This is a genomic window from Sphingomonas sp. Leaf62 (genome assembly GCF_001421915.1).
Taxonomy (GTDB): Bacteria; Pseudomonadota; Alphaproteobacteria; order Sphingomonadales; family Sphingomonadaceae; genus Sphingomonas.
In genome coordinates, this window is sequence record NZ_LMLN01000028.1 from 487,201 (window position 1) to 509,327 (window position 22,127).

Annotated in this window: 27 protein-coding genes and 1 tRNA gene; 13 read left to right on the forward strand and 15 right to left on the reverse strand. The window is 66.5% G+C overall.

Annotation, left to right across the window (positions count from 1 at the left end; genetic code table 11):
- Positions 1-28: 28 nt before the first annotated feature.
- The gene (locus ASE91_RS13795) at positions 29-433 is read left to right on the forward strand and encodes a hypothetical protein (protein ID WP_082454040.1); all 405 of its coding nucleotides are present in this window, start codon (positions 29-31) and stop codon (positions 431-433) included.
- A gap of 4 nt (positions 434-437) precedes the next feature.
- On the opposite strand, the gene ASE91_RS13800 is transcribed toward ASE91_RS13795, so the two are convergent.
- The 4 genes from ASE91_RS13800 to ASE91_RS13810 all read right to left on the reverse strand — a co-directional run bounded on the left by ASE91_RS13800 (position 438) and on the right by ASE91_RS13810 (position 3,458).
- A complete protein-coding gene (locus ASE91_RS13800) occupies positions 438-1,595 on the reverse strand; it encodes a GGDEF domain-containing protein (RefSeq protein ID WP_082454025.1) in 1,158 nt (385 codons plus the stop codon).
- A 65-nt stretch (positions 1,596-1,660) separates the two neighbouring features.
- On the reverse strand, positions 1,661-1,810 hold the full coding sequence (locus ASE91_RS18965; RefSeq protein WP_082439004.1) for a DUF2256 domain-containing protein: 150 nt from the start codon (positions 1,808-1,810) through the stop codon (positions 1,661-1,663).
- Entirely contained in the window at positions 1,810-2,910 is a 1,101-nt protein-coding gene (gene aroB, locus ASE91_RS13805; RefSeq protein ID WP_056627015.1) for a 3-dehydroquinate synthase, read from the reverse strand. Before aroB ends, ASE91_RS18965 begins: the two co-directional genes overlap by 1 nt.
- Entirely contained in the window at positions 2,907-3,458 is a 552-nt protein-coding gene (locus tag ASE91_RS13810; protein WP_056627017.1) for a shikimate kinase, read from the reverse strand. The genes aroB and ASE91_RS13810 overlap by 4 nt, the downstream gene beginning before the upstream one ends.
- A 90-nt stretch (positions 3,459-3,548) precedes the next feature.
- On the opposite strand from ASE91_RS13810, the gene ASE91_RS20280 reads away from it, so the two are divergent.
- The 4 genes from ASE91_RS20280 to ASE91_RS13825 are packed head-to-tail and all read left to right on the forward strand — an operon-like array spanning position 3,549 to position 7,333.
- Positions 3,549-3,686, forward strand: coding sequence for a hypothetical protein (locus ASE91_RS20280; protein WP_200909539.1), 138 nt, complete (start codon positions 3,549-3,551; stop codon positions 3,684-3,686).
- The gene (locus tag ASE91_RS13815; RefSeq protein WP_056627020.1) at positions 3,667-5,469 is read left to right on the forward strand and encodes a hypothetical protein; all 1,803 of its coding nucleotides are present in this window, start codon (positions 3,667-3,669) and stop codon (positions 5,467-5,469) included. Before ASE91_RS20280 ends, ASE91_RS13815 begins: the two co-directional genes overlap by 20 nt.
- Positions 5,470-5,474: 5 nt before the next feature.
- Complete coding sequence (locus ASE91_RS13820; RefSeq protein ID WP_156357859.1) at positions 5,475-6,374, forward strand: tyrosine-type recombinase/integrase; 900 nt, start codon at positions 5,475-5,477, stop codon at positions 6,372-6,374.
- 11 nt (positions 6,375-6,385) lie between these two features.
- Positions 6,386-7,333 carry an acetyl-CoA carboxylase carboxyltransferase subunit alpha gene (locus ASE91_RS13825; RefSeq protein ID WP_056627022.1) on the forward strand — a complete coding sequence of 316 codons (948 nt, stop codon included), beginning with the start codon at positions 6,386-6,388 and terminating at the stop codon, positions 7,331-7,333.
- A gap of 64 nt (positions 7,334-7,397) precedes the next feature.
- Here ASE91_RS13825 and ASE91_RS13830 read toward each other — a convergent pair whose 3' ends face one another.
- Together ASE91_RS13830 and ASE91_RS13835 are read right to left on the reverse strand one after the other, a co-directional pair.
- Complete coding sequence (locus tag ASE91_RS13830; RefSeq protein ID WP_055997017.1) at positions 7,398-7,577, reverse strand: Flp family type IVb pilin; 180 nt, start codon at positions 7,575-7,577, stop codon at positions 7,398-7,400.
- A gap of 130 nt (positions 7,578-7,707) precedes the next feature.
- Positions 7,708-7,899, reverse strand: a complete 192-nt coding sequence (locus tag ASE91_RS13835) for a Flp family type IVb pilin (protein ID WP_055994700.1) — start codon at positions 7,897-7,899, stop codon at positions 7,708-7,710.
- A gap of 83 nt (positions 7,900-7,982) precedes the next feature.
- On the opposite strand from ASE91_RS13835, the gene ASE91_RS13840 reads away from it, so the two are divergent.
- Positions 7,983-8,369, forward strand: a complete 387-nt coding sequence (locus ASE91_RS13840) for a (deoxy)nucleoside triphosphate pyrophosphohydrolase (protein ID WP_055994697.1) — start codon at positions 7,983-7,985, stop codon at positions 8,367-8,369.
- A 1-nt stretch (position 8,370) separates the two neighbouring features.
- Here ASE91_RS13840 and ASE91_RS13845 read toward each other — a convergent pair whose 3' ends face one another.
- Positions 8,371-9,201 carry a class I SAM-dependent methyltransferase gene (locus tag ASE91_RS13845; protein ID WP_056627024.1) on the reverse strand — a complete coding sequence of 277 codons (831 nt, stop codon included), beginning with the start codon at positions 9,199-9,201 and terminating at the stop codon, positions 8,371-8,373.
- A gap of 42 nt (positions 9,202-9,243) precedes the next feature.
- Between ASE91_RS13845 and ASE91_RS13850 the strand changes: the two genes are divergently transcribed.
- From ASE91_RS13850 to ASE91_RS13865, 4 genes are read left to right on the forward strand one after another with little or no spacing between them, the layout of a single operon-like run.
- On the forward strand, positions 9,244-9,975 hold the full coding sequence (locus ASE91_RS13850; RefSeq protein ID WP_056627227.1) for a ComF family protein: 732 nt from the start codon (positions 9,244-9,246) through the stop codon (positions 9,973-9,975).
- A gap of 31 nt (positions 9,976-10,006) precedes the next feature.
- The gene (gene grxC / locus ASE91_RS13855) at positions 10,007-10,264 is read left to right on the forward strand and encodes a glutaredoxin 3 (RefSeq protein WP_055994693.1); all 258 of its coding nucleotides are present in this window, start codon (positions 10,007-10,009) and stop codon (positions 10,262-10,264) included.
- On the forward strand, positions 10,261-11,085 hold the full coding sequence (locus ASE91_RS13860; protein ID WP_056627026.1) for a carbon-nitrogen hydrolase family protein: 825 nt from the start codon (positions 10,261-10,263) through the stop codon (positions 11,083-11,085). The genes grxC and ASE91_RS13860 overlap by 4 nt, the downstream gene beginning before the upstream one ends.
- A complete protein-coding gene (locus tag ASE91_RS13865; protein ID WP_056627029.1) occupies positions 11,082-11,510 on the forward strand; it encodes a DUF1178 family protein in 429 nt (142 codons plus the stop codon). Before ASE91_RS13860 ends, ASE91_RS13865 begins: the two co-directional genes overlap by 4 nt.
- Here the strand turns inward: ASE91_RS13865 and ASE91_RS13870 are convergent.
- From ASE91_RS13870 to folE, 4 genes are all read right to left on the reverse strand, one after another.
- Positions 11,507-11,956 carry a hypothetical protein gene (locus tag ASE91_RS13870; RefSeq protein WP_056627031.1) on the reverse strand — a complete coding sequence of 150 codons (450 nt, stop codon included), beginning with the start codon at positions 11,954-11,956 and terminating at the stop codon, positions 11,507-11,509. The genes ASE91_RS13865 and ASE91_RS13870 overlap by 4 nt on opposite strands.
- Positions 11,957-12,042: 86 nt before the next feature.
- Positions 12,043-12,119: transfer RNA gene (locus tag ASE91_RS13875), tRNA-Arg, on the reverse strand.
- A 47-nt stretch (positions 12,120-12,166) separates the two neighbouring features.
- Positions 12,167-12,712 carry a hypothetical protein gene (locus ASE91_RS13880; protein WP_056627033.1) on the reverse strand — a complete coding sequence of 182 codons (546 nt, stop codon included), beginning with the start codon at positions 12,710-12,712 and terminating at the stop codon, positions 12,167-12,169.
- A 34-nt stretch (positions 12,713-12,746) separates the two neighbouring features.
- Positions 12,747-13,370: a GTP cyclohydrolase I FolE gene (gene folE, locus ASE91_RS13885; protein WP_056627229.1), complete on the reverse strand. Its 624-nt coding sequence runs from the start codon at positions 13,368-13,370 to the stop codon at positions 12,747-12,749.
- Between the two features lie 205 nt (positions 13,371-13,575).
- On the opposite strand from folE, the gene ASE91_RS13890 reads away from it, so the two are divergent.
- Both ASE91_RS13890 and ASE91_RS13895 read left to right on the forward strand, forming a co-directional pair.
- A complete protein-coding gene (locus ASE91_RS13890) occupies positions 13,576-16,227 on the forward strand; it encodes a TonB-dependent receptor (protein WP_056627035.1) in 2,652 nt (883 codons plus the stop codon).
- 159 nt (positions 16,228-16,386) lie between these two features.
- Positions 16,387-16,659: an SWIB/MDM2 domain-containing protein gene (locus ASE91_RS13895; protein WP_055761337.1), complete on the forward strand. Its 273-nt coding sequence runs from the start codon at positions 16,387-16,389 to the stop codon at positions 16,657-16,659.
- 282 nt (positions 16,660-16,941) lie between these two features.
- On the opposite strand, the gene leuA is transcribed toward ASE91_RS13895, so the two are convergent.
- Positions 16,942-18,618, reverse strand: coding sequence for a 2-isopropylmalate synthase (gene leuA / locus ASE91_RS13900; RefSeq protein WP_056627037.1), 1,677 nt, complete (start codon positions 18,616-18,618; stop codon positions 16,942-16,944).
- A gap of 254 nt (positions 18,619-18,872) precedes the next feature.
- Between leuA and ASE91_RS13905 the strand changes: the two genes are divergently transcribed.
- Positions 18,873-19,256 (forward strand): BLUF domain-containing protein, encoded by a 384-nt coding sequence (locus tag ASE91_RS13905; RefSeq protein WP_056627039.1) that lies wholly within the window; start codon positions 18,873-18,875, stop codon positions 19,254-19,256.
- An 18-nt stretch (positions 19,257-19,274) separates the two neighbouring features.
- Here the strand turns inward: ASE91_RS13905 and ASE91_RS13910 are convergent, their stop codons facing one another.
- The 3 genes from ASE91_RS13910 to ilvN all read right to left on the reverse strand — a co-directional run bounded on the left by ASE91_RS13910 (position 19,275) and on the right by ilvN (position 22,036).
- A complete protein-coding gene (locus ASE91_RS13910) occupies positions 19,275-19,880 on the reverse strand; it encodes a YceI family protein (protein ID WP_056627041.1) in 606 nt (201 codons plus the stop codon).
- 495 nt (positions 19,881-20,375) lie between these two features.
- Complete coding sequence (gene ilvC / locus ASE91_RS13915; RefSeq protein ID WP_056505492.1) at positions 20,376-21,395, reverse strand: ketol-acid reductoisomerase; 1,020 nt, start codon at positions 21,393-21,395, stop codon at positions 20,376-20,378.
- A gap of 125 nt (positions 21,396-21,520) precedes the next feature.
- Positions 21,521-22,036, reverse strand: a complete 516-nt coding sequence (gene ilvN / locus ASE91_RS20005; protein WP_056505494.1) for an acetolactate synthase small subunit — start codon at positions 22,034-22,036, stop codon at positions 21,521-21,523.
- Positions 22,037-22,127: the final 91 nt, after the last annotated feature.

A 22,127-nucleotide genomic window follows, 5' to 3' on the forward strand; every position in this document is an offset into this window, starting at 1 on the left:
GTTATGACCGGGAGCGAGGAGAGTGACGATGACGCGTTGGGTTTTGGCGGGACTGGCATTGGCGATCGCGGGTCCGGCGATCGCGCAGGACGCGCCGGCCGATCCGCCGCAACGGGTGCGCAACGCAACCGTGTATGGCGACGAGCAATGCCCGAAGCCCGAGGGCGACGACGAGATCGTGGTGTGCGCCCGGCTGAACGAAAACGAGCGCTATCGCATTCCCAAGCGCTTCCGTGATCCCCCGTCGCAGCGGTCGGCGGATGCGAGCTGGGCACAGCGGGCCGATTTCGCGATGGAAGCGGCACGGGCGACGCGGCCCAACAGCTGCTCGGTGATCGGCACCGGCGGCCAGACCGGCTGTACCCAGGCGATGCTGCGCCAATGGTTCGCCGAACGGCGTCAGCAGCAGTCGGCGGGCAGCGGCGTCCCCTGACCGTTCAGGCGACGTGGGTGAGCGCCGCCTGCGGATCGTACCGCCGGACCCCGCCGCCGCGTTTGGCGGAATACAGCGCATCGTCGGCGCGGTTGCGCAGGACGGCGAGCGAGGTCGCGTCGTCGGGGAAGCAGGCATAGCCGATGCTGACCCCGACCGTGATCGGTTCGCCGGAGTCGATGGGGTAGCTGCTGCCCGAAATCGTACGCGCAAGTTGTTCGGCGAGGGACTGGGCCTGTCCGGGTGACAGGCCGGGGAGGGCGAGCAGGAATTCGTCCCCGCCCAGCCGCACGATCAGTGCCTGTTCCCCAGCCACGACGTGCAGCCGTTCGGCGACCCCGACCAGCACCGCATCGCCGGCGGCATGGCCGAACCGGTCGTTGATCGGCTTGAACCGGTCGAGATCGAGGCACAGCAGCGCCAGCGGATGTTCGGGTGAGGCGGTAAGCCGGGCCAGTTGGGCGTCGAGATCGTAGCGATTGGCGAGGCCGGTCAGCGGATCGTGTCCCGCAAGCAAGCGGTTGCGTTCGGCGGCGTTGAGCGATGCGGCAAGGATCGTGGTGAAATTGCGCAGCAGGACGCGAACGCTGGCCAGCAAGGGCACGGACAACGGGATCAGAATCCACAGGATCGGATGCCCGCTCAGGGCCAGTCCGATCTTGAACGGAACATCGCACAACAACACCAGCGTTACCGCAAGTCGGGGCGCAGTGTGATTGCGCGCGCAAATCGGTGCGACGAGGCCGAGGATGAAGGCGGTCGTGATGACGATCGTCGGCAGATCGCCGGTCAGCCCGATGGCGAAGGCGACAATACCCTGCAACGCGCACCAAGCGATCGTCAGCATGACCGATCGATCGATCGTCGGGAGCGTCCCGGCCCGGAAATGACGCTGGCAGCGCCGGACCGCACGCAGGCGGAGCAGCAGCAGCGTGATGTCGATCGCGGCGAAGATCCAGAATTGCGTCAGCCCGGTGCGAATGGCTGCGGCGACGGTAATCAGGAGGCTGCTGAGTACGCCGATGACGACGACGCCCGGGGCGGCCAGCAGCGCGCCGTACAGGAGCGGACGGGCATCGCGGGGAATGTCGGTCGTCGGGTCGACCAGCCAGGCAAGCACCCCGCAGTCACCGCCGAGCCGTGCCCTTCGTTGATGATCCATGACGGCCGACCCACGCTCCAACTACCACGAGCGTCGCCGGATATCGTATGGCGCTTTCGATCGCGTTAACGCGGTGTTCCCGTACGGCGGCAACGGTCCGAACAATAAACGACATTGTCCCAGTCGCGTGCCCATTTCTTGCGCCACGCGAAGGGGCGTTCGCACACCGGGCAGATCTTGGTCGGCAGATCCCGCTTCGCGACGCCCTGCGGCATCAGCGGGGCTGACGGTTCAGGAATGCGGCGACCTGATCCAGATCGACCGAACGGTCGAGATAGGTCTGGCCGATGCCGCGAACGAGCAAAAAGGGCAGCGTGCCGCCTTCGCGCTTCTTGTCGTGGAGCATGTGCGCGACCAGCGCTTCGCCCGATGCGGTGATGCGGGCGGCGGCAAGTCCTTCGGGCAGGCCGGCGGCGCGCAGATGCACGGCGACGCGATCGGCATCCTGCCGGCTGCACAATCCCTGTTCGGCGGAATAGGCGAAGGCCAGCGCCATGCCGGCGGCAACGCCCTCGCCATGCAGCAGCGACCCGTCGAAGCCGGCCTCCGCCTCCAGCGCATGGCCGAAGGTGTGGCCGAGATTGAGCAGCGCGCGGGTGCCGGTCGTCTCGCGTTCGTCGGCACCGACGATCCGCGCCTTGGCCGATACCGAGCGGGCGATGGCATAGGCGCGGGCGGCGGGGTCGCCGGCCAGCAAGGCCGCGCCATTCGCCTCGCACCATGCGAAGAAATCCGGGTTGTCGATCAGCCCGTATTTGACGACCTCGGCATAGCCCGCGCGCACTTCGCGCGGCGGCAGCGTGTCGAGGGTGGTCGGATCGATCAGGACGAGGGCCGGCTGATGAAAGGCACCGACCAGATTCTTGCCGGCGCGGGTGTTGATTCCGGTCTTGCCCCCGACCGACGAATCGACCTGCGCCAGCAAGGTCGTCGGCACCTGTACGAAGCCGCAGCCGCGCTTCAGGATCGCCGCCGCGAAACCGACCAGATCGCCGATCACGCCGCCGCCCAGCGCGACGATATGGTCGCCGCGCTCGATCCCCAGCGCAAGGAGCGAATCGAGCAGGCGTTCGAGCGTCGCCCAGCTCTTCGAGCCTTCGCCCGCCGCGATCTCGATCGCTTCGCTGTCCACGCCTGCCGCCGACAGCGAGTCGCGCAGCGTTGCCAGATGCATCGGCACATTGGCGTCGGCGACGATCACCATCCGCCGTCCGCGCGCGATGGGGCCGAGATAGTCGCCGGCACGGGCGAGCACGCCGTCCTCGATCACGATGTCGTAGCTGCGGTCGCCAAGCGCGACGGGAATGACGGTCATTGGCCGATGGCTTTCAGGATCGCGGAGACGGTGGCGTCATGCGGTGCGTGCTGGCTGACGATATGGATCGGTGCAAGCGCGTAGACCGGATTGCGAACGCGGGCGAGTTCGGTCAGCACTTTTCGCGGGTCCTTTCCGCGCAGCAGCGGGCGGGTGTCGCGGCGGCGGACCCGTTCGGCGAGGATGTCGGGCGAGGCATCGAGCCAGATCGCCAGCGACTGGTCGAGGATCAGCGTCCGGGTCTCGTCCTGCATGAACGCACCGCCGCCGGTCGCGATGATCTTGGGCGTACCATCGATCAGGCGGGCGATGACGCGGCGTTCGCCGTCGCGGAAATGCGCTTCACCGAACCGTTCGAAGATTTCGGAGATGGTCATGCCGGCGGCATGTTCGATCTCGTGATCGGCATCGACGAAATCGAGCTTCATCCGCTGGGCCAGACGCCGGCCCACGGTGGATTTACCGACGCCCATCAACCCGATCAGGACGATCGGACGCCCGGTCCAGGGCGGCGGCGGTTGGGGGATGGATTCTTGAATTTGCAGCATTGAACGATGGGCTATACAGCCGCCCAACCGATCGGGCAAAAGGCGCTTCGCCATCTTTGTCCGACCCAAATTACCGGGACGATTTGATCCATGTCGCGTTCGCTTGTCATTCTTCTCGTCGTCGTGGTCGCGCTGATCGCGGGCATGTTCCTGCTGGCGGGGCGGTCGACCGAGCAGCAGCCGACCCAGATCGAAAAGGCGGTCTCGCTTGAAAATCTCGCCAACTGACCGGTTGCGGATCGGGGTCGCCGCAGCGGCACTGATCGCCATCGCGGTACCGGCGATCGGGCAAGACGTACCCGAATCGCTGTTGCCGCCGGGGTTCGGCGATGCGCCGGCTGCGACGCCGACGCCCCGACCCAGTGGATCGGCGGTGCCGGGCGGGCCGATCCTCGCGCCGCCCGCGCCGATCGTGCAGCCATTGCCGGGCGTGCCCGGCGCGCTGCCGACCCCGACGCCCACGCCATCGGCATCGGCATCGACGGTGCCGATCGATGCCGCGGCGCTGCGGCAATATGAATTGCCCGACTTCGCCCGCCGGTCGCTGAACAATATCGGCATTGCCGGACAGGGCAGCGACTTCGCGCGCGATGCGTTCGGCGCGGCCGACGGTCCGTGGCTGGAACGGATCATGCGCGCGCTCGACGCGCCGGTCGCGTCGCGCTGGGTCTCGATCGCTTTACGCCGCGCGCTGGTCGCCGATCTCGATACGCCGACCGGCGTCGACGGCGCGGACTTCGCCGCCGAGCGGGCGTGGCTCCTGGTTCGCATGGGCGAAGCACCGGCGGCGCGCGCGCTGGTCCAGTCGGTCGATCTCGATAACTACACCCCCAAATTATACCAGATCGCGATGCAGTCGCTGCTGGCGACCGGCGATCCGGGGGGGCTGTGCCCACTGGTCCAGCCGGCGATGCGGGTTTCGAACGAGCGCGGCTGGCGACTGGCGAACGCCGTCTGCCTCGGCCTGTCGGGGCAGCCGCGCGAGGCCGGGCGGATCGTTGATCAGGCGCGGCGACAGGCACCGGGCGGCGGCGCGATCGACGTCGCGCTGGCGGAAAAGCTGGTCGGCAAGGGCGCGCAGGGTCGCCGGGCGGCGACGATCGAATGGGACGGCGTCGACCGGTTGACGGCATGGCGATACGGCATGGCCGCCGCCAGCGCGACGCCGGTGCCGCCAGCGATGTTCGACGGGGTCGGGCCACAGGTCCGCTACTGGCATGCGACCGCGCCGCAATTCGCGCCCAATGTCCGGCTGACCGATGGCGAGTTCGCGGCGGCGCAGGGCGTCTTGTCCAGCGAGGCGCTGGTCGACCTGTATGCGCAATTGCTGGCCGACGAGGATGCCAGCAGTTCGCAAAGCGCGCTCGCCACCGATTTGCGGACCGCCTTTACCGGTAGCGACGACGCGCGGCTGGCGGTGTTGCGGCAGTTCTGGGAACCGGCGGCGACCTCGCCGCTGGGCCATGCGCGCCGGGTGCTGACCGCGCGGGCGGCGGCGATGATCGCGCCGGTGGCCGACCATGTCGCCGATGCTGATTCGCTGATCGCATCGATGCTGACCGCCGGGCTCGACCTGCCGGCGCTGCGCTGGCGTTCGGTGGTGCCGGTCGGCAGCGACGGCTGGGCGATGCTGGCGCTGGCCGATCCGATGGGACGGTCGGTCGCGGTGGGGGCCGTATCGGACTATGCCGGGCAGAACGGGCGCAAGGGACAGCTGCTGTTCGCGGGGCTGGCCGGTCTCGGGCGGCTGCCGCAGGATCAGGTGCAGGGGCTGGCCCGCGACCTGAACGTCGCGATCGGGGCGCGCAACGCGTGGACCGATGCGATCGACCGGTCGGGCGTGCGGGGTGAGGCTGGCACGGTATTGCTGCTCGCCGCTATGGGTATGCAGACGCGCGACTGGCGCGGCGTGTCGCCGGTGGCGCTGTTCCACATCGTCGCGGCGCTGCGCGCGGCGGGGCGTGAGGGCGAGGCGCGGATGATCGCCGCCGAGGCGATCGCACGGTCGTGAGCGGCATCGGCGGCGATCGGGTGCTGATCGACCGCTTCCTCGAAATGATGGCGGCGGAGGCGGGGGCGGCACGCAATACCGTCGCTGCCTATCGCACCGATTTGTCGCTGGCATCGGCGACGCTGGGCGGGACACTGGCCGAGGCGGATGCCGCCGCCATCGGGCGGCTGGCCGATGGCTGGGCGACGCTGGCCAAATCGACCGTCGCGCGCAAGGCGTCGGCGCTGCGGCGGTTCTATGCGTTCCTTGCCGAGGAAGGGTTGCGCGCCGACGATCCGGGAAGCGCATTGCCCCGGCCGGGCACGTCGCGGCCGCTGCCCAGGACGCTGTCGGGCGGCGACATCGAGGCGATGTTCGCGGCGATCGACGTGCGGATCGCGCGGGTGCCGCCCGATCGCAACGACCTGCGGCTGTCGGCGCTGTTCGAGCTGCTCTATGGATCGGGGCTGCGGGCGACCGAACTGGTGTCGTTGCCGCGCGGGGCGGTCGTGTCGGACCGGCCCTATCTGATCCTGAAGGGGAAGGGCGGGCGGGAGCGGATGGTGCCACTGTCGGATCGCGCGCGCGCCGCCGTCGTCCGCTGGCGCGCGCAGGTGCCGGCGGCCAGCCCGTGGCTGTTCCCGTCGGGCAAGTCGCATCTCAGCCGGATGCGGCTGTATCAGGTCGTGCGGGCGCTGGCGGGAGAGGCGGGGATACCGCCCGACCGGATCAGCCCGCACGTGCTGCGTCACGCCTTTGCCACGCACCTGCTGGAGGGCGGCGCCGATCTGCGCGCGTTGCAGGCGATGCTGGGCCATGCCGATATCGCGACCACCGAAATCTATACCCATGTCGATGCGTCGCGACTGGTCCGGCTGGTGAGCGAACTCCACCCGCTGATTGACGCCGGGCGGACACGGCCATAGGGCGCGGACCCATGGCAAGCTTCCTTGATTTCGAAAAACCCATCGCCGAATTGCAGGCGCGGATCGACGAACTGCGCGATACCGCCGCGGACGGCGAACTCGACATCGCCACCGAAATCGGGCGGTTGCAGACCAAGTCCGACCGGCTGCTGCGCGAAACCTATACCAGATTGACCCCGTGGCAGAAGACGCAGGTCGCGCGGCATCCCGAGCGGCCGCACTTCAAACATTATGTCGCGGGACTGATCGAGGATTTCATGCCGCTGGGCGGCGACCGCGCCTTTGCCGACGACTCGGCGATCCTCGGCGGGATGGGCCGTTTGCGGGGCCGCAAGGTCGTGGTCATCGGGCATGAGAAGGGCGACGACACCGCCAGCCGGCTGCGCCACAATTTCGGCATGGGCAAGCCCGAGGGCTATCGCAAGGCGATCCGGCTGATGCAGCTGGCCGACCGGTTCGGCCTGCCGGTGGTGACGCTGGTCGACACGTCGGGGGCATTTCCCGGCATCCAGGCCGAGGAGCGCGGACAGGCGGAGGCGATCGCGCGGTCGACCGAGGCGGCGCTGAACCTCGGCGTGCCGATGGTGTCGGCGATTCTCGGTGAAGGCGGGTCGGGTGGCGCGATCGCGCTGGCGGCGGGCAATGTCGTGCTGATGATGGAGCACGCGGTCTATTCGGTGATCTCGCCTGAGGGCTGCGCGTCGATCCTGTGGCGCACCGCCGACAAGGCACCCGAAGCGGCCGAGGCGATGCGCGTGACCGCGCAGGACCTGAAGTCGCTGGGCGTCATCGACCGGATCGTGTCCGAACCGCTGGGTGCGGCACATCGCGACAAGGGTGCGGCGATCACGGCGCTGGGCGATGCGATCGACCAGGCGCTGGGCGAATTGTCGGGCATGGAAGCCGCGTCGCTGCGGCAGGCACGGCGTCAGAAGTTCCTGAAGATGGGCAGGCTGTAATCCGAAACAAAAGGGCGGCGGAACCGAAGTCCCGCCGCCCCCTTGCATCCGGCGATGGCTGAGATCAGCCGCCGGCCTTCGTCGCGCCCATCTGGCCCGAAACGTTGTTGAAGGTCTTGCTGAGCTGATTGCCCAGACCCTGCATGGCGGTGATGGCGGCAACGGCGATCAGCGCGGCGATCAGGCCGTATTCGATCGCGGTGGCGCCCTTGCTGTTCTTCAGGAAGGTGCGGATCTTCTGCATCTGGGTCTCCATGGTTCTGCGTACTTCAATTTCCCGGCCGTTCGGACGATGCCCGGTCAGCATGCGGACAGTAGGAAGAACTCGGTTGATAAAGTTTTAAGCAGAACGGTTACCGGCGATATTTTGATGGTTAACCGATCCGGCTGTGTGCAATGACGTTGGTCGCGACGCTATTCCAGATGCCGCCGTTCACATCGCCCAGCCCGGCGACGGCGGCAGAGATCGCGACGGCAATCATGGCGAGGAGGATGCCATATTCTATGGCGGTGGCCCCGCGCCGATCCCGCCAAAGACCGCGTAACAGGCGCAGCGTGCATCGCATGGATCACCTACTCCGCTATGACCGGACCGATCCCTACGGCGCAGGAGGTTAAGAAATTGTCGACTCGGAACTCCAATTTCCTGATGGTGAGCGCCGCCGCGATGATCGACGGCGATGGCCGCGTGCTGGTCCAGCAACGTCCGCCGGGAACGGCGATGTCCGGTCTGTGGGAATTTCCCGGCGGCAAGATCGAACCCGGCGAGACGCCGGAGGCGGCGCTGGTCCGCGAACTGGACGAGGAACTGGGGATCGTCGTCGATCACAGCTGCCTCGCGCCTGCCGCCTTTGCCAGCGAACCGCTGGGCGATCGGCATCTGCTGCTGCTGCTGTACGCCCTGCGCAAATGGCAGGGGATGCCGGTCGCGCGCCATGCGACCGCGCTGCGATGGCTGCGGCCGGTGCAGCTGCATGCGTTGGCCATGCCACCCGCCGACCGGCCGCTGATCGGCCTGCTCGAAGCGCTTGTCTAACCTATCTGGGCCGCAGCGTGTCCGCGAGCGAGGCGGTGGCGCTGCCGCGACGGGCCGGTTGCGGCTGGCTGGGGGCGGGGGCCCAGCCGGTCAGGTAGATCACCTCGAACTGCTCGGCGGTCCGGCCATCGGCATCGGCGCGATCGGCAAAGGCGCTGGCCGCTGCCATCAGCCCGGCCCGGCCGAGCGGGGCGGGTTCGAGCAGGCCGGTCGCGCCCATGCCGCGCAGATCGTCGACCAGCTTGCCCATGCCGGCATAACGCACCGTCAGCGTTTCCGAATCGGCGACCGGCAAGGCAAAGCCGGCGCGGACCAGCAGGTCGCCCGCCGACCGCAGGTCGATTTGTGGATGGACCCGCGCAGCCGGCCGATCGGCCTCGGCCGTCAACAGCGACTGGCGCAGCGTCGATAGCGTCCGCCCGCCGGTAAAGGCGGCGAGGAACAGGCCGTCGGGGCGCAGCGTCCGCCGGATCAGCGTCAGCGCGCCGGGCAGGTCGTTGACGCTGTCCAGCACCCCGACCGACACCACAAGATCGAAGGCTCCATCGGCGAACGGCAACCGATCCTCGTCACCCTGCACGCCGCCTGCCGCCCGCGCGAAGGCGAAGCCCGGATCGAGTCGTGCGATGCGGGTACCCGCCGGGGGCGTGAAGGCGGCATCGTGGCAACCGAGGTCGAGCACGTCGGTGAACTGACGGGTCACCGCCTGCAACCGTTCCTCGATCCCCTCCAGCATGTAACGATGCAGGAAATCGGCGCGCGCGAAGCCGGGCTGGGCGCGGTCGCGGTGCAGGCGGCGGCGATGGCGGGCGAAGAGGTCGGGGGCGGTCACGCGGCTGCTTGTGCCGGGCGGCGTGGGCGGCGACAAGGGGCGATGCTGCTCGCCCGCGCCCCCGTCGCCGCACTGAACCGGCTGGTCGCGCTGGCGCTGCCGCCGCGCTGTCCGGGTTGTGGCGAGGTGGTCGAGGCGGACCATCGGTTCTGCGCGCTATGCTGGTCGGCATTGCGCTTTCTCGGCGATCCGGCCTGCGTCACCTGCGGCGCGCCGTTCGCGATCGATCGGGGACCGGGTCTGCGATGCGCGCCGTGCCTCATCCGGCCACCGGCGCATGACGGGCTGCGGGCTGCCGTCGCCTATGGCCCGGTGGCGCGCGATGTCGCGCTGAAGCTGAAATATGGTGGACGGCTGGCGCTGGCGACGACGATGGCGCGGTTGATGCACCGCCATCTGGCGAGCGATGCGACGCTGCTCGTGCCGGTGCCGTTGCACCGGCGGCGGTTATGGACGCGCGGCTATAATCAGGCGCTGTTGATCGCAGCCGGATTGTCGCGGCTGTCAGGTGTGCCGGTTGCGCGCGACGTGCTGCGGCGAACCCGCGCCACCCCGCCGCTCAAGGGCATGAACGGCCGCAAGCGTGCACAGGCGGTGCGCGGCGCATTCGTCATGGTCGATCCGGCGCGGGTCACCGGTCAGTCGGTGGTCCTGATCGACGACGTCCACACCAGCGGCGCGACGGTCGCGGCCTGTGCAAGGGGGCTGCGCGCGGCGGGTGCGGAGCGCGTCACGATCCTGTGCTGGGCACGGGTCGTCGGTCCGGACGATTGACAAGCCCGGTCGCCGGCCACACCTCAGCAGCATGACCAGTATCCTCATCTACACGAAGGCGTTCTGCCCCTATTGCACGCGCGCCAAGCGGCTGCTCGATGAAAAGGGCGCAGCCTATGAAGAGATCGATATCACCATGGGCGGTCCGCAGCGGCAGGAGATGCTGGCGCGGTCGAACGGCCGGACGACGGTGCCGCAGATCTTCGTGGGCGATACCCATGTCGGCGGGTCGGACGATCTGGCGGCGCTGGAACGCGCAGGCAAGCTGGATGCGCTGCTGAACGCATGAAGCTTGCGCTGCTTCAGATGACGGCGGGGACCGACCCGCACGCCAATGCAGCGGTGCTGGTGGATGCGATCGAACGGGCGGCGGCGGGCGGCGCAGCGATGCTGTTCACCCCCGAAATGTCGGGGTTGATCGACCGCGACCGCGACCGTGCCGCCGCGTCGATCGCGACCGAGGATGCCGACGCGGTATTGCGGGCGGTCTGCACGGCGGCAGCACAAGCGGGCATCTGGGTTCATCTCGGGTCGCTGGCGATCCGGCTGGCCGACGGGCGACTCGCCAATCGCGGCTATGTGATCGATTCCGCCGGGGCGATCCGGGCACGGTACGACAAGCTGCATCTGTTCGACGTGACGCTGCCGACGGGCGAGAGCTGGCGCGAATCGGCAAGCTATGCGCCAGGCCAAAGCGCCAGCGTCGTCGCCACGCCGGTCGGGCAGGTCGGGCTGGCGATCTGTTACGATCTGCGCTTTGCCGATCTGTTCAGGGCACTGGCCGATGCCGGTGCGACGCTGCTGTCGGTGCCGGCGGCATTCACCGTCCCGACCGGGCAGGCGCATTGGCATGTGCTCTTGCGCGCGCGGGCGATCGAGGCGGGGGCGTTCGTCGTCGCCGCGGCACAGACCGGGCAGCATGCGGACGGCCGCACGACCTTCGGTCATTCGCTGGTCATCGATCCGTGGGGCAAGGTGATGCTCGACATGGGTGAGGCGGCCGGGGTCGGGTTCGTCGATATCGATCCGGCGCAGGTCGATGCGGTGCGCGCGCGGATACCGGTGCTGGCGCATCGCCGGACGATCCCGCCGGTCGGGACCGTCGCGTGATCGTGTTCGACCTGCGTTGTAGCAACGCGCATGTGTTCGAGGCGTGGTTCGCATCGAGCGGTGCTTATGCCGATCAACGCGCGCAGGGGCTGATCCGCTGTCCGTTCTGCGACGACGTGACGATCGAGAAGGCGGTGATGGCCCCCAATATCAGCCCGAAAGGCGGCCGCTCCGCCGGACTGCCGCCCGAGGCGATGAAGGCGGCGTTGCAGGCTTTGGCGCAGGCGCAACAGGCGGCGCTGTCGAACAGCGAGTGGGTCGGTACCGCCTTTGCCGATCGCGCGCGGGCGATGCATGTCGGCGATGCCGAACTGGCGACGATCCATGGGCAGGCGACGCGGGCCGAGGCGAAGGCACTGGTCGAGGAAGGCGTACCGGTCGCGCCGTTACTGTTGCCGGTCGTGCCGCCGGAACGCGCGAATTAACCCAAGTACGCGCGAACGGATGTCGGTCGGGGTCGGTCGGCTTCGAGGTACCAGATGAACCAGAGGCAGTCGCAGAGGTTGCCGCCACTGGCCTCATAGGCGTAAAACGCAGCGGGGAATGCGTCGCGCTCTTCTGAAAGGAAGCCGTACCGATTGCGGATGTCCGCAAACTGCTGTCGGGCGACGGTGGCAGCGCGCGCGACGCGTTCGGTCCAGCGCAGGCCCCCTGGTTCCTGCGCCACCGCGTCGACCTCGACCCAATAGCATTCGCACGTGGCTCCCGGCAGGCGGAACTGCAATTGGCCACCAATATTGAGCAGGCCTGCCTGTTCGGCGGCATCGATCACCTGCGGTATCGCGTCCGGTCGCCAGCCCCATTCGCACCCGCTGCGGCTGGCGATCGATCGTATCGTTTTCGGCAGGAGCATCTCGGGACGGTCGTGCATGGCAGGTTCCAGCCGGCGGCAGGATCAGGGCAATATCGCGACGGTTACACCCGGTTCGCCGACCGCAGTGGATCGTGGACGATGACTGGTGGCCTCGGAGGGACTCGAACCCCCGACGCCCGCTTTAGGAAAGCGGCGCTCTGTCCAGCTGAGCTACGAGGCCATCGACGCGCTGTAGAATGCCATCGCCGATGACGCAACGCCCGGCGATCAGCTGCCGCATTCCCAGCGACCTTCGCGATAGATGCGCTCGCCGCTGTCGGCGGTGCGCATCGTCAGCGTCGCTGGCCATGCCCGGGACGATCCGCCCGATGGCACGGCATTGCCCGGTTGACGGGCAAGGGTGAACGACACGCCGTCGCCCGCAAGAATCGCGCCGACTTGCATCGCCTCCCGGCCCGGCGTGGCGGCGGTGATGCGGTGGAAGCGCTTGTTATATTTGACCAGCCCGTCGCCCTCGTCGCGGACCATCAGCAGCATCGGGGCATCGGCACCGGCGTGGAAGGCGCAACCCGAACCCAGTAGATCCTTGTCCTTCAGATCGTCCCCGACCAACGGCTGCAATTCGGACGCCGGATGAAGCGCCGGCGAGGTCGGCACGCCGCGAATCGACACGACGCCGCCGCCCGCCGCCGGATCGACGCCGCCAAGCGACCCGACCGGCATCGCCGCCTGCGTCGCATTCGTGGAAGCGGCCGGTTCGGAAGAACAGGCGGCCAGCGCCAGCGGGATCAGCAGGGCGATGCGACGGTTCATCCTGCGCAAACGTCGGCCGGTCGCTCCCGTTCCGTCAGCCGCGCCCCATCAGCGCCAGCACTTCCTTGCGGCTGCGTTCGTCGTCGCGGAACACCCCCATCATGCGGCTGGTGGTCATGGTGACGCCGGGGGTGCGCACACCGCGCGCGGTCATGCAGCCATGCGTCGCCTCGATCACCACTGCGACGCCGCGCGGTTTCAGGCCGTTCCAGATGCAGTCGGCGACCTCGGCGGTCAGGCGTTCCTGCACCTGCAACCGCCGGGCATAGCCGTGCAGCACGCGCGCCAGCTTCGATATACCGACGACGTGATCGCGGGGCAGATAGGCGATGTGCGCCTTGCCGACGATCGGTGCCATATGGTGCTCGCAATGCGACTGGAACGGAATGTCGCGGAGCAGGACGATCTCGTCATAGCCGCCGACTTCCTCGAACACGCGTTCGAGGTGCCGGGCGGGATCGTCGGCATAGCCCTGCGTATATTCGCGCCATGCGCGTGCAACCCGCAGCGGGGTTTCGATCAGCCCTTCGCGCGCCGGGTCCTCACCGGTCCAGCGGATCAGGGTGCGGATCGCCTCCACGACGTCCTCAGGTACGGGAATTTTCGGCGGCGATGCCACCAGGTCGCCGGTCGCGGCATCGTCATTCGCGTCACACATCGTCGTCGTCCATTCCCGATATTCGAACTTGTTCGCATCCGCCGCAAGAAATGCCTGTAAAGTCGCAACTGTGGCTTCCATACCCGTTCGCCGGTAAAAGCTGTCCGAGAATGCAGGTTGCCCGTTGACGCGGGATAGATGCTCCGTCACCAAATGCCAACTGCGTTAGCCGGATCGATATCGGCATCGCGGAGGAGGGGATGTCATGATGAAGTTCCAATTGCTGGCCGCAACCGCTCTATCGATGGTCGCCGGGGCGAGCCCGACCATCGCGCAGACCGCGACGCCCGCGACCGAACCCGCCGCCGTCCAGTCGCAAGGCACGACGACCGCCGACGACGATTGGGGGAACGAGATCATCGTCACCGCCAACCGTCGCGCCGAACCGATTCAGGACGTGCCGATCGCGGTGACCGCGGTGAATGCGCAGTTGCTCGACGATGCCGGTATCCGCGACATTCGCGGCCTCGAACAGCTTGCACCGTCGCTCCAGACGACCACCGGCCAGTCATCGGCGGTATCGACGTCGCTGTCGATCCGTGGCGTCGGCACGGCGGGCGACAATCCGGGGTTTGAACCGGCGGTCGGCGTCTTCATCGACGGCGTGTTCCGTTCGCGCGCCGGTATCGCCATCGCCGAACTGCCGGAAATCGAGCGTGTCGAGGTGTTGCGCGGGCCGCAGGGGACGCTGTTCGGGCGCAATACCTCGGCGGGTGCGCTGTCGGTAACGACGGCAATGCCCAAATTCGATCTCGGTGGCTATGTCGAGGGGGAGTATGGCAACTTCGACGCCTATGAACTGAAGGGCGCCTTGACCGGGCCGGTGTCCGAACAGCTCGCGCTGCGCGTCGACGGTGGGTATCGCAAGCGCGACGGCTATATCGAGGACGTCAACTCCGACCGTGCGTTCAACGACATCAACCGCTGGTACGTTCGCGGCCAGGCGCTGTACGACACCTCGGCGTTCAGCTTCCGGCTGATCGGCGACTATTACAAGACCGACGAACAATGCTGCGGCGTGGTCAGCGGGACGCGGGGGGCGACGGCACCGGCGATTCAGGCGATCGCCGCACAACAGGGTCGCACCGGCATCTATACCGGTGCGCCGTCCGACCGGCGCATGGCCGCATCGCCCAACCGCGACTATGGCGAGGCGGTCCGCGACTGGGGCGTGTCGGGTGAAATCAACGCCGATATTGGCGACCTCAAGCTGACCTCGATCAGCGCCTATCGCGATTTCCGGGTGCTGCGGAACCAAGACATCGATTATTCGGGCATCGATCGCGCCTATCGCGACGGCTATCGCTCGTCGTTGCGCGATATCACGCAGGAAGTGCGCCTGCAGGGCCAGTTGTTCGACGGGAAGCTCGATTTCCTCGTCGGCGGCTTCTACCTGAACGAAAAGCTCCAGCTGCGCGATACGGTGCGGCTGGGCAACGACGCCAACCGCTATGTCGATACGCTGCTGGCTGGCGTGCTGGGGCAGCCGCCTTCGGCGGGCGGGATCGGGCGACAGGCGCAGTTTTTCGGCAGTTTCAACGTGCCGACCTTTACCCAGCTGGTGACGGCCTTGCGGGGCGGCGCGGCGCTCCCGACCGGTACGGTGCCGCTGTTCGGTCAGCTGCTGTATGCGCAGAGTCCGCAATTGCAGGCGGCGGCCCCGCCCGGATCGGCGTTGTTCACCTATCTGAACACGCCTCTGACCCCGAATGTCGCCGGACAGGGGAATAACAACGACGATTTCCAGGTCGATACCAACGCGTTCGCCCTGTTCACGCACAATATCGTCAACATCACCGATCAGCTTTCGCTGACGCTGGGCTTACGCTATAATTACGAGCGAAAGGAACTGGCGGCGAGCGTCAACAGCAACCCGGCGGCGTGCGGCTTCTTCCTCGGCAATGATCCGCGCGCGGTCACCTATCGCAACGCGATCCGCGCGGCGAGCCCGGCGCTGTTCCAGAACCTGTTCCTGCTCAGCTGCAACCCGGCGGTGTCGAGCGAATTCAACGGCAACTACACGCACGATCGTTCGGAAAGCCGCCTGACCGGCACGGCCAAGCTGGCCTACAAGCTGACGCCCGACATTCTGGGCTATGCCAGCTATGATCGTGGCTTCAAATCGGGGGGCTACAATCTCGATCAGGCAAGCTTCGACACGACGGTGCTGGGCGGTGACGGGGCACAGGCCACCGATCTGGAATTCGGGGCCGAAACCGTCGACAGCTACGAACTGGGGTTCAAGACCAGCGTCACCCGCCAATTCTCGTTCAACGCCGCGTTCTTCTATCAGAAGTTCAAGGGGCTTCAGTCGCTGATCTTCGCCGGCAACAGTTTCGTGGTGCAGAACGTACCGCGGTCGACGGCCAAGGGGGTCGAACTGGAGTCGCTGATCCAGCCGATCCGGGATCTGACCTTCCGGCTGGGCTATACGCTGCTCGATGCGTCCTATGATGCCGACAACGATTTCAGCGGTACCCCGTTGCAGAACCAGCAGGGGCGGCAGTTCCTGAACCAGCCGCGTAACGTCGTGACGGTCGCGGCGACATGGCAACCGCGCCTGACCGGCACGCTCAACGCGCTGTTCCATGTCGATATGCGCTACAATAGCGACGTGTCGATCGTTCGCGATGGCACCGGCGCGACCACGGTCGGCAATGACGGCTATCCGCTGCTGAACGGCAAGGTCGGCATCGCGACCGACGATCGTCGCAAGCAGCTTGAATTCTTCGTCGAGAATATCACGAACCAATATTACAATATTTCGGGCTTCGCGATTCCGGAACAGACCGGCACATATGGGGTGTACCCGGCGATGCCGCGACTCTACGGTGTGCGTGCCCGGTTTGGTTTCTGAACGCAGCCAACGCGGTATAGGCGGTTGCGAGCGTGATTTCGTAGGATGGACGGTGCGGTTTGTCGCTTTTCCCCCGCGACAACCGCTTCGTAACCTTGCATAACCACCGATCTGCCGTGCCCACAGGGTGCGGCCCTGCAGGGGGATAGGAGAAATATTATGGCCAAGGAAACCACGACGACCGGCGGTGCCCGGGGCGGAATCGCGAAGCCGGTGACGCCGTCGGCCGATCTGGCGAAGATCACCGGGTCCGATCCGCTGCCCCGCAGCGAAGTCGTCAGCAAGATGTGGGAATACATCAAGAAGCATGACCTTCAGAACCCGAAGGACAAGCGCGAGATTCTGGCCGACGAGACGCTCGAAAAGCTGTTCGGCAAGAAGTCGTGCTCGATGTTCGAAATGAACAAGCTGCTCAGCGCACACATGAAGTAACGCAGGCCGGCGCCACATCCGGCGCCGCCGTTACGAACCAGACGCCGTCCGGCCAATGCCGGGCGGCGTTTTTGGTTTGAGAACAATGCTTTACGGCGTCGATATGGAAGACACCCGCGTTCATTTCTGAAAATGAACGTATCGGGGCCGCCCGCAACAGGATACAGCGCGTTGACGATGGTCGCCGCCATGGACCAGGTACCGGCGTGGGCGCGGATCGTCTTCTGACGCCGGTTCGACCCTATCCGCGCCGATGCGAGGACAGGGTCGTTACAACCGAAGTCAGCCCCGCGCCACCGCGTTGGCCGCGCTGAGCGCCGCGCGGACCGTGGCGGTCGCGACGTCGCCGTCGATGCCGACGCCGAACACGCGCCGACCATCAGGCAGGCTGCATTCGAGATAGGCGGCGGCCTGCGCATCGGCACCATGGCCGATCGCGTGCTCGCTGTAATCGATGACGTCCATGTCGATCCCGCCTTCTTCGCGCAGTGCCGCTAGCAGGCCCGACAGCAGGCCGTTGCCCTTGCCCGAAATCGATCGTTCCTCACCGTCCAGTTGGACCCGGCCGACGAACGTGCGCGGTGGCCCGCCGCCCGGTGCATGGGTCTCGGCATAGTCGATCAGCGCATAGCGATCCTTGCCTTGCGGCAGATACGCGTCGTGGAAAGCCGTCCAGATGTCGGCGGCGTTCAGTTCGCGGCCGAGCGCATCGGCCATCGCCTGCACGTGGCGGCTGAAATCGGCCTGCAACCGCTTGGGCAGTTTCAGGCCCTTGTCCTGTTCAAGCACCCACGCCACGCCGCCCTTGCCCGACTGCGAATTGACGCGGATCACCGCTTCGTAGCTGCGACCCAGATCGGCGGGGTCGATCGGCAGATAGGGCACTTCCCACAGGCCGTCGTTGCGCACCGCCTGTGCCGCCATCCCCTTCTTGATCGCATCCTGATGGCTACCCGAGAAGGCGGTGAACACCAGGTCGCCGGCATAGGGCGTGCGCGGATGGACGGGCAGGTTGGTGCAGTAATTTACCGTGTTCACGACCTCGTCGATGTCCGACAGGGTCAGTTGCGGGTCGACACCCTGGGTGTAGAGGTTCAGCGCGACGGTCACGAGATCGCAATTGCCGGTCCGCTCGCCATTGCCGAGCAGACAGCCCTCGACCCGGTCGGCCCCGGCCATCAGCCCCAGTTCGGCGGCCGCGACGCCGGTGCCGCGATCGTTATGGGTGTGCAGCGAGATGACGACGCTGTCGCGGTTCGGCACGTTGCGACAGAACCATTCGATCTGGTCGGCATAGACGTTGGGCGTCGCCGCCTCGACCGTCGCGGGGAGGTTCAGGATCAGCGGGCAGTCGGGGGTCGGCTGCAACACCTCCATCACCGCCGCACACACCTCGACCGAGAAGTCCAGTTCGGCGGTCGAAAAGGTTTCGGGGCTGTATTCGAACCGCCAGTCGGTGTTCGGGCGTTTGGCGGCTTCGTCGCGCAGCACCTTGGCACCGGCAACCGCGATCGCCTTCACCTCGGGGCGTTCCATGCCGAACACGATCCGGCGCCATGCCGGGCTTACCGCATTGTACAGGTGGACGATCGCCTGCTTCGCGCCATCGAGGCTTTCGAAGCTGCGTTCGATCAGGTCACGGCGCGACTGCGTCAGCACCTGCACCCATACGTCGTCGGGAATGCGATCCTGTCGGACGAGGCCTGAGATGAAATCGAACTCGGTCGCGCCCGCCGACGGGAAACCGACCTCGATCTCCTTCAGGCCGACCTTCAGCAGCAGGTCGAAGAAGCGGTTCTTCTTCTCCGCGCCCATCGGGTCGATCAGCGCCTGATTACCGTCGCGGAGGTCGGTCGACAACCAGCGTGGCGCGCGGGTGATCGTGCGCGACGGCCATTGACGGTCGGGCAGGTCGACGGTGGGGAAGGGGCGGTATTTGGTCGAAGGATCGCGCAACATATCGTGGGTTAGCCTGTATTTGGCGCGGGGCGCCGGTATCTGCCGAAAGGTTCGATACTCCCTCAGGACAGGCGCACGCGCGTGCGATCCGGCCCTAAGGGCGGCTAAGTCGCAGTTGGTTGGCGAATGCGCGGACCATGGCGCGTCTGTGGGCAAAAGCGGTTTGAAAGTCCAGAGCCGATGGTGCCGATACCGGGTGGTAAGATTTGGTCGGCTAACGCCGACGCATTGGACGAGCAACCTACCGGAGCGTCATGCTGCAATTGATCTACGTCAGTACCGCGCGCAACGGTCTGACGGTCGACCTCGACGATATTCTTGCGCGGTCGCGCCGCAATAACCGCCGCGACGGAATTACCGGCCTGCTCCATGCCAAGGGCCGGCGGTTTCTGCAGGCGCTGGAGGGCGATCCCGCGAAGGTCGAGGCGGCCTATGCGCGGATCGCGACCGATCCGCGCCATTTCGCGCTCGTCGTGCTGTCACGGCGCTCGGTCGAGGCGCGCGAGTTCGGGGACTGGGCGATGGCCGCCGACGACGGCGACGGCGGTGCGGTGGCGCAGGTCGCGCAACTGGTGGAACATGCCGCACCCAGCGTGCGCGGCACCTTCGAAGGGTTTGCGGGGATGCGCGCGGCCTGAACCGCGCGCACCGACCGGTCAGGCTGCGACGAACGCGGCGTTGATGGTCAAATCTACCTTGTCCGATACCGCCGGCACCGCAAACCCGAGGCCGAACTGGCTGCGCATGATGCTGCCGGTCGCGGTGAAGCCGACATTCTTCTTCTTGTTCATCGGATTCTCACCGGCACCCATGAAGCGGACGGTCAGCTGGACCGGCTTCGTCTGGTCCTTGATCGTCAGGTTTCCGGTCATCATCCAATGGTCGCCCATCGGCTGGATGCGGGTCGAGACGAACTTGGCGGTCGGATAGGTCGCCACGTCGAAGAAATCCTTCGACTTCAGGTGGTTCGCGAATTGGGGGCTGGTGACGGTCAGCGAGTCGGCGATGTTGAAATCGATGCTGACCTTGGTCGCGGCCGGGTTCTTGGGGTCGAGCGTCGCCATGCCGCCGGTCGCGCCAAACAGGCCGTCGAGCATCGTGAAACCCATATGGTTCACCTGCCACGCGACCTGCGTGTGGGCGGTGTCGACGGTGTAGTTGCCGGCGGTGACGCGGGCCTTGTCGGGGGCACCCGGCATCTGGGCGACGGTCGGGGCGGCAACCGCGAACAGGGCGGCGGCGAGGATCAGGGGCGTGCGCATGGAAAATGTTCTCCGGTCGAGGCGAAAATCGATACGCCTTTGTCGGTGGCGCAGCGTTTCGGGTCAAATACCGGATGCGAAACGATCGGTTTCGATTTCAGTGCCGTGCAAGGGTGATCTGTCCGGGCCGCACCTATGTCGCCGGTTTGGGTGAAGGAGGTTGCCTTATGCACCTCGTCATTCCGGTGTAGGCCGGAATCCATTGTGTCGGGGGCTGTCGATCGATCCGCGACCTTACCGTGTCCATGGGTCCCGGCCTCCGCCGGGCCGGCGAAGGATATCGGCGAGCCACTCGTCGTTCCCGCGCAGGCTGGAACTCATATACGCGGCGCTTGTGCTGGAGCCGTGACGGTAGCGTATATGGATTCCCGCCTTCGCGGGCATGACGAGCGAGGGGGCACTGGCCCGCCCGCCCGTCGGTCGCGGCAAAGCCGCGCCCCGAAGGGCGGGCTTCGTCGCGCCGGCCGGTTGGCCGATCAGTACGAACTAACGTCGTTAGTTCTTGGTCTGATCGACCAACTTGTTCGCCCCGATCCACGGCATCATCGCGCGCAGTTCGGCACCGGTCTTCTCGATCGGATGCGCCGCCGCCTGCTTGCGCGCTGCCTTCAGTTCGGGCTGGCCGGCGCGGTTGTCGAGCACGAAGTTCTTTACGAAGCGGCCCGACTGGATGTCGGCGAGGACTCGCTTCATTTCCTTCTTGGTTTCGTCAGTGATGATACGCGGGCCGGTGACGATGTCGCCATATTCGGCGGTGTTCGAGATCGAATAGCGCATGTTGGCGATGCCGCCCTCATAAAGAAGGTCGACGATCAGCTTGGTTTCGTGGAGGCACTCGAAATAGGCCATTTCGGGGGCATAGCCCGCCTCGACCAGCGTTTCGAACCCGGCTTGGATCAGATGGGTGACGCCGCCGCACAGCACGGCCTGCTCACCGAACAGGTCGGTTTCGCATTCCTCGCGGAAGTTGGTTTCGATGATGCCCGACCGACCGCCGCCGACGCCGCTCGCATAGGCGAGCGCGATGTCGTGCGCGTTGCCCGAAGCATCCTGATGGATCGCGACGAGGCAGGGCACGCCGCCGCCCTTCACATATTCGCTGCGCACGGTGTGGCCGGGGCCCTTCGGCGCGATCATGATGACGTCGACATCGGCACGCGGCTCGATCAGGCCGAAATGGACGTTCAGGCCATGCGCGAAGGCGAGCGCCGATCCCGGCTTCAGGTTCGCGTGAATGTCGTCGGCATAGATCGCCGCCTGATGCTCGTCGGGCGCGAGGATCATGAGGATGTCGGCCCATGCGGCGGCCTCGGCATTCGGCATCACCTTGAAACCGGCACCTTCAGCCTTGGCGGCGCTGGCCGAACCCGGACGCAGCGCAATGGCGACGTTCTTGACGCCCGAATCGCGCAGGTTCTGCGCATGGGCATGGCCTTGCGACCCATAGCCGAGGATCGCGATCTTCTTGTCCGAGATCAGGTTCAGATCGGCGTCGCGATCGTAATAGACACGCATGATGATTTCCCTCTTAGATCAGGTTCGTCACCCGAGCGAAGGCTGGGGGCTCGTCCCGCGAACCGCTCGCTTGCGGACGGAGAGCTCAGCCTGCGCTGGGGTGACGGGATGGTTGCGAATAGGTTTCAGGCGGCCTCTCGTCCGCGGGCGATGGCGGCGATGCCGGTGCGAGCAACCTCGACCAGACCGACTTCGGCCATCAATTCGGTGAACTTGTCGATCTTTTCGATCGATCCGGTTACCTCGAACACGAAACTCGACACGGTCGCATCGACCACGCGCGCGCGATAGACTTCGGCCAAGCGCAACGCCTCGATCCGATGCTCGCCGGTGCCGACGACCTTGACCAGCGCCAGCTCGCGCTCGACATGCGCGCCCTGCACGGTCAGGTCGACGACCTTGTGGACGGGCACCAGCCGGTCGAGTTGGGCGATGATCTGTTCCATCACCGGCGGCGATGCGCTGGTGACGATGGTGATGCGGCTAACCGCCTTGTCGGCGGTGATTTCCGACACGGTCAGGCTTTCGATATTATAGCCACGGCCCGAGAACAGCCCGGCGATGCGCGCGAGGATGCCGGGTTCGTTGTCGACGAGGACGGCCAGCGTGTGCCGTTCGGTCTGTTCGGTCTTGATGTGCATTCTGAAAATTCCTCCCCGGCACGGGGAGGGGAACCGCTCGCGCAGCGAGTGGTGGAGGGGGTTCCCCACCAACGCTATCGCCTGCCGCACT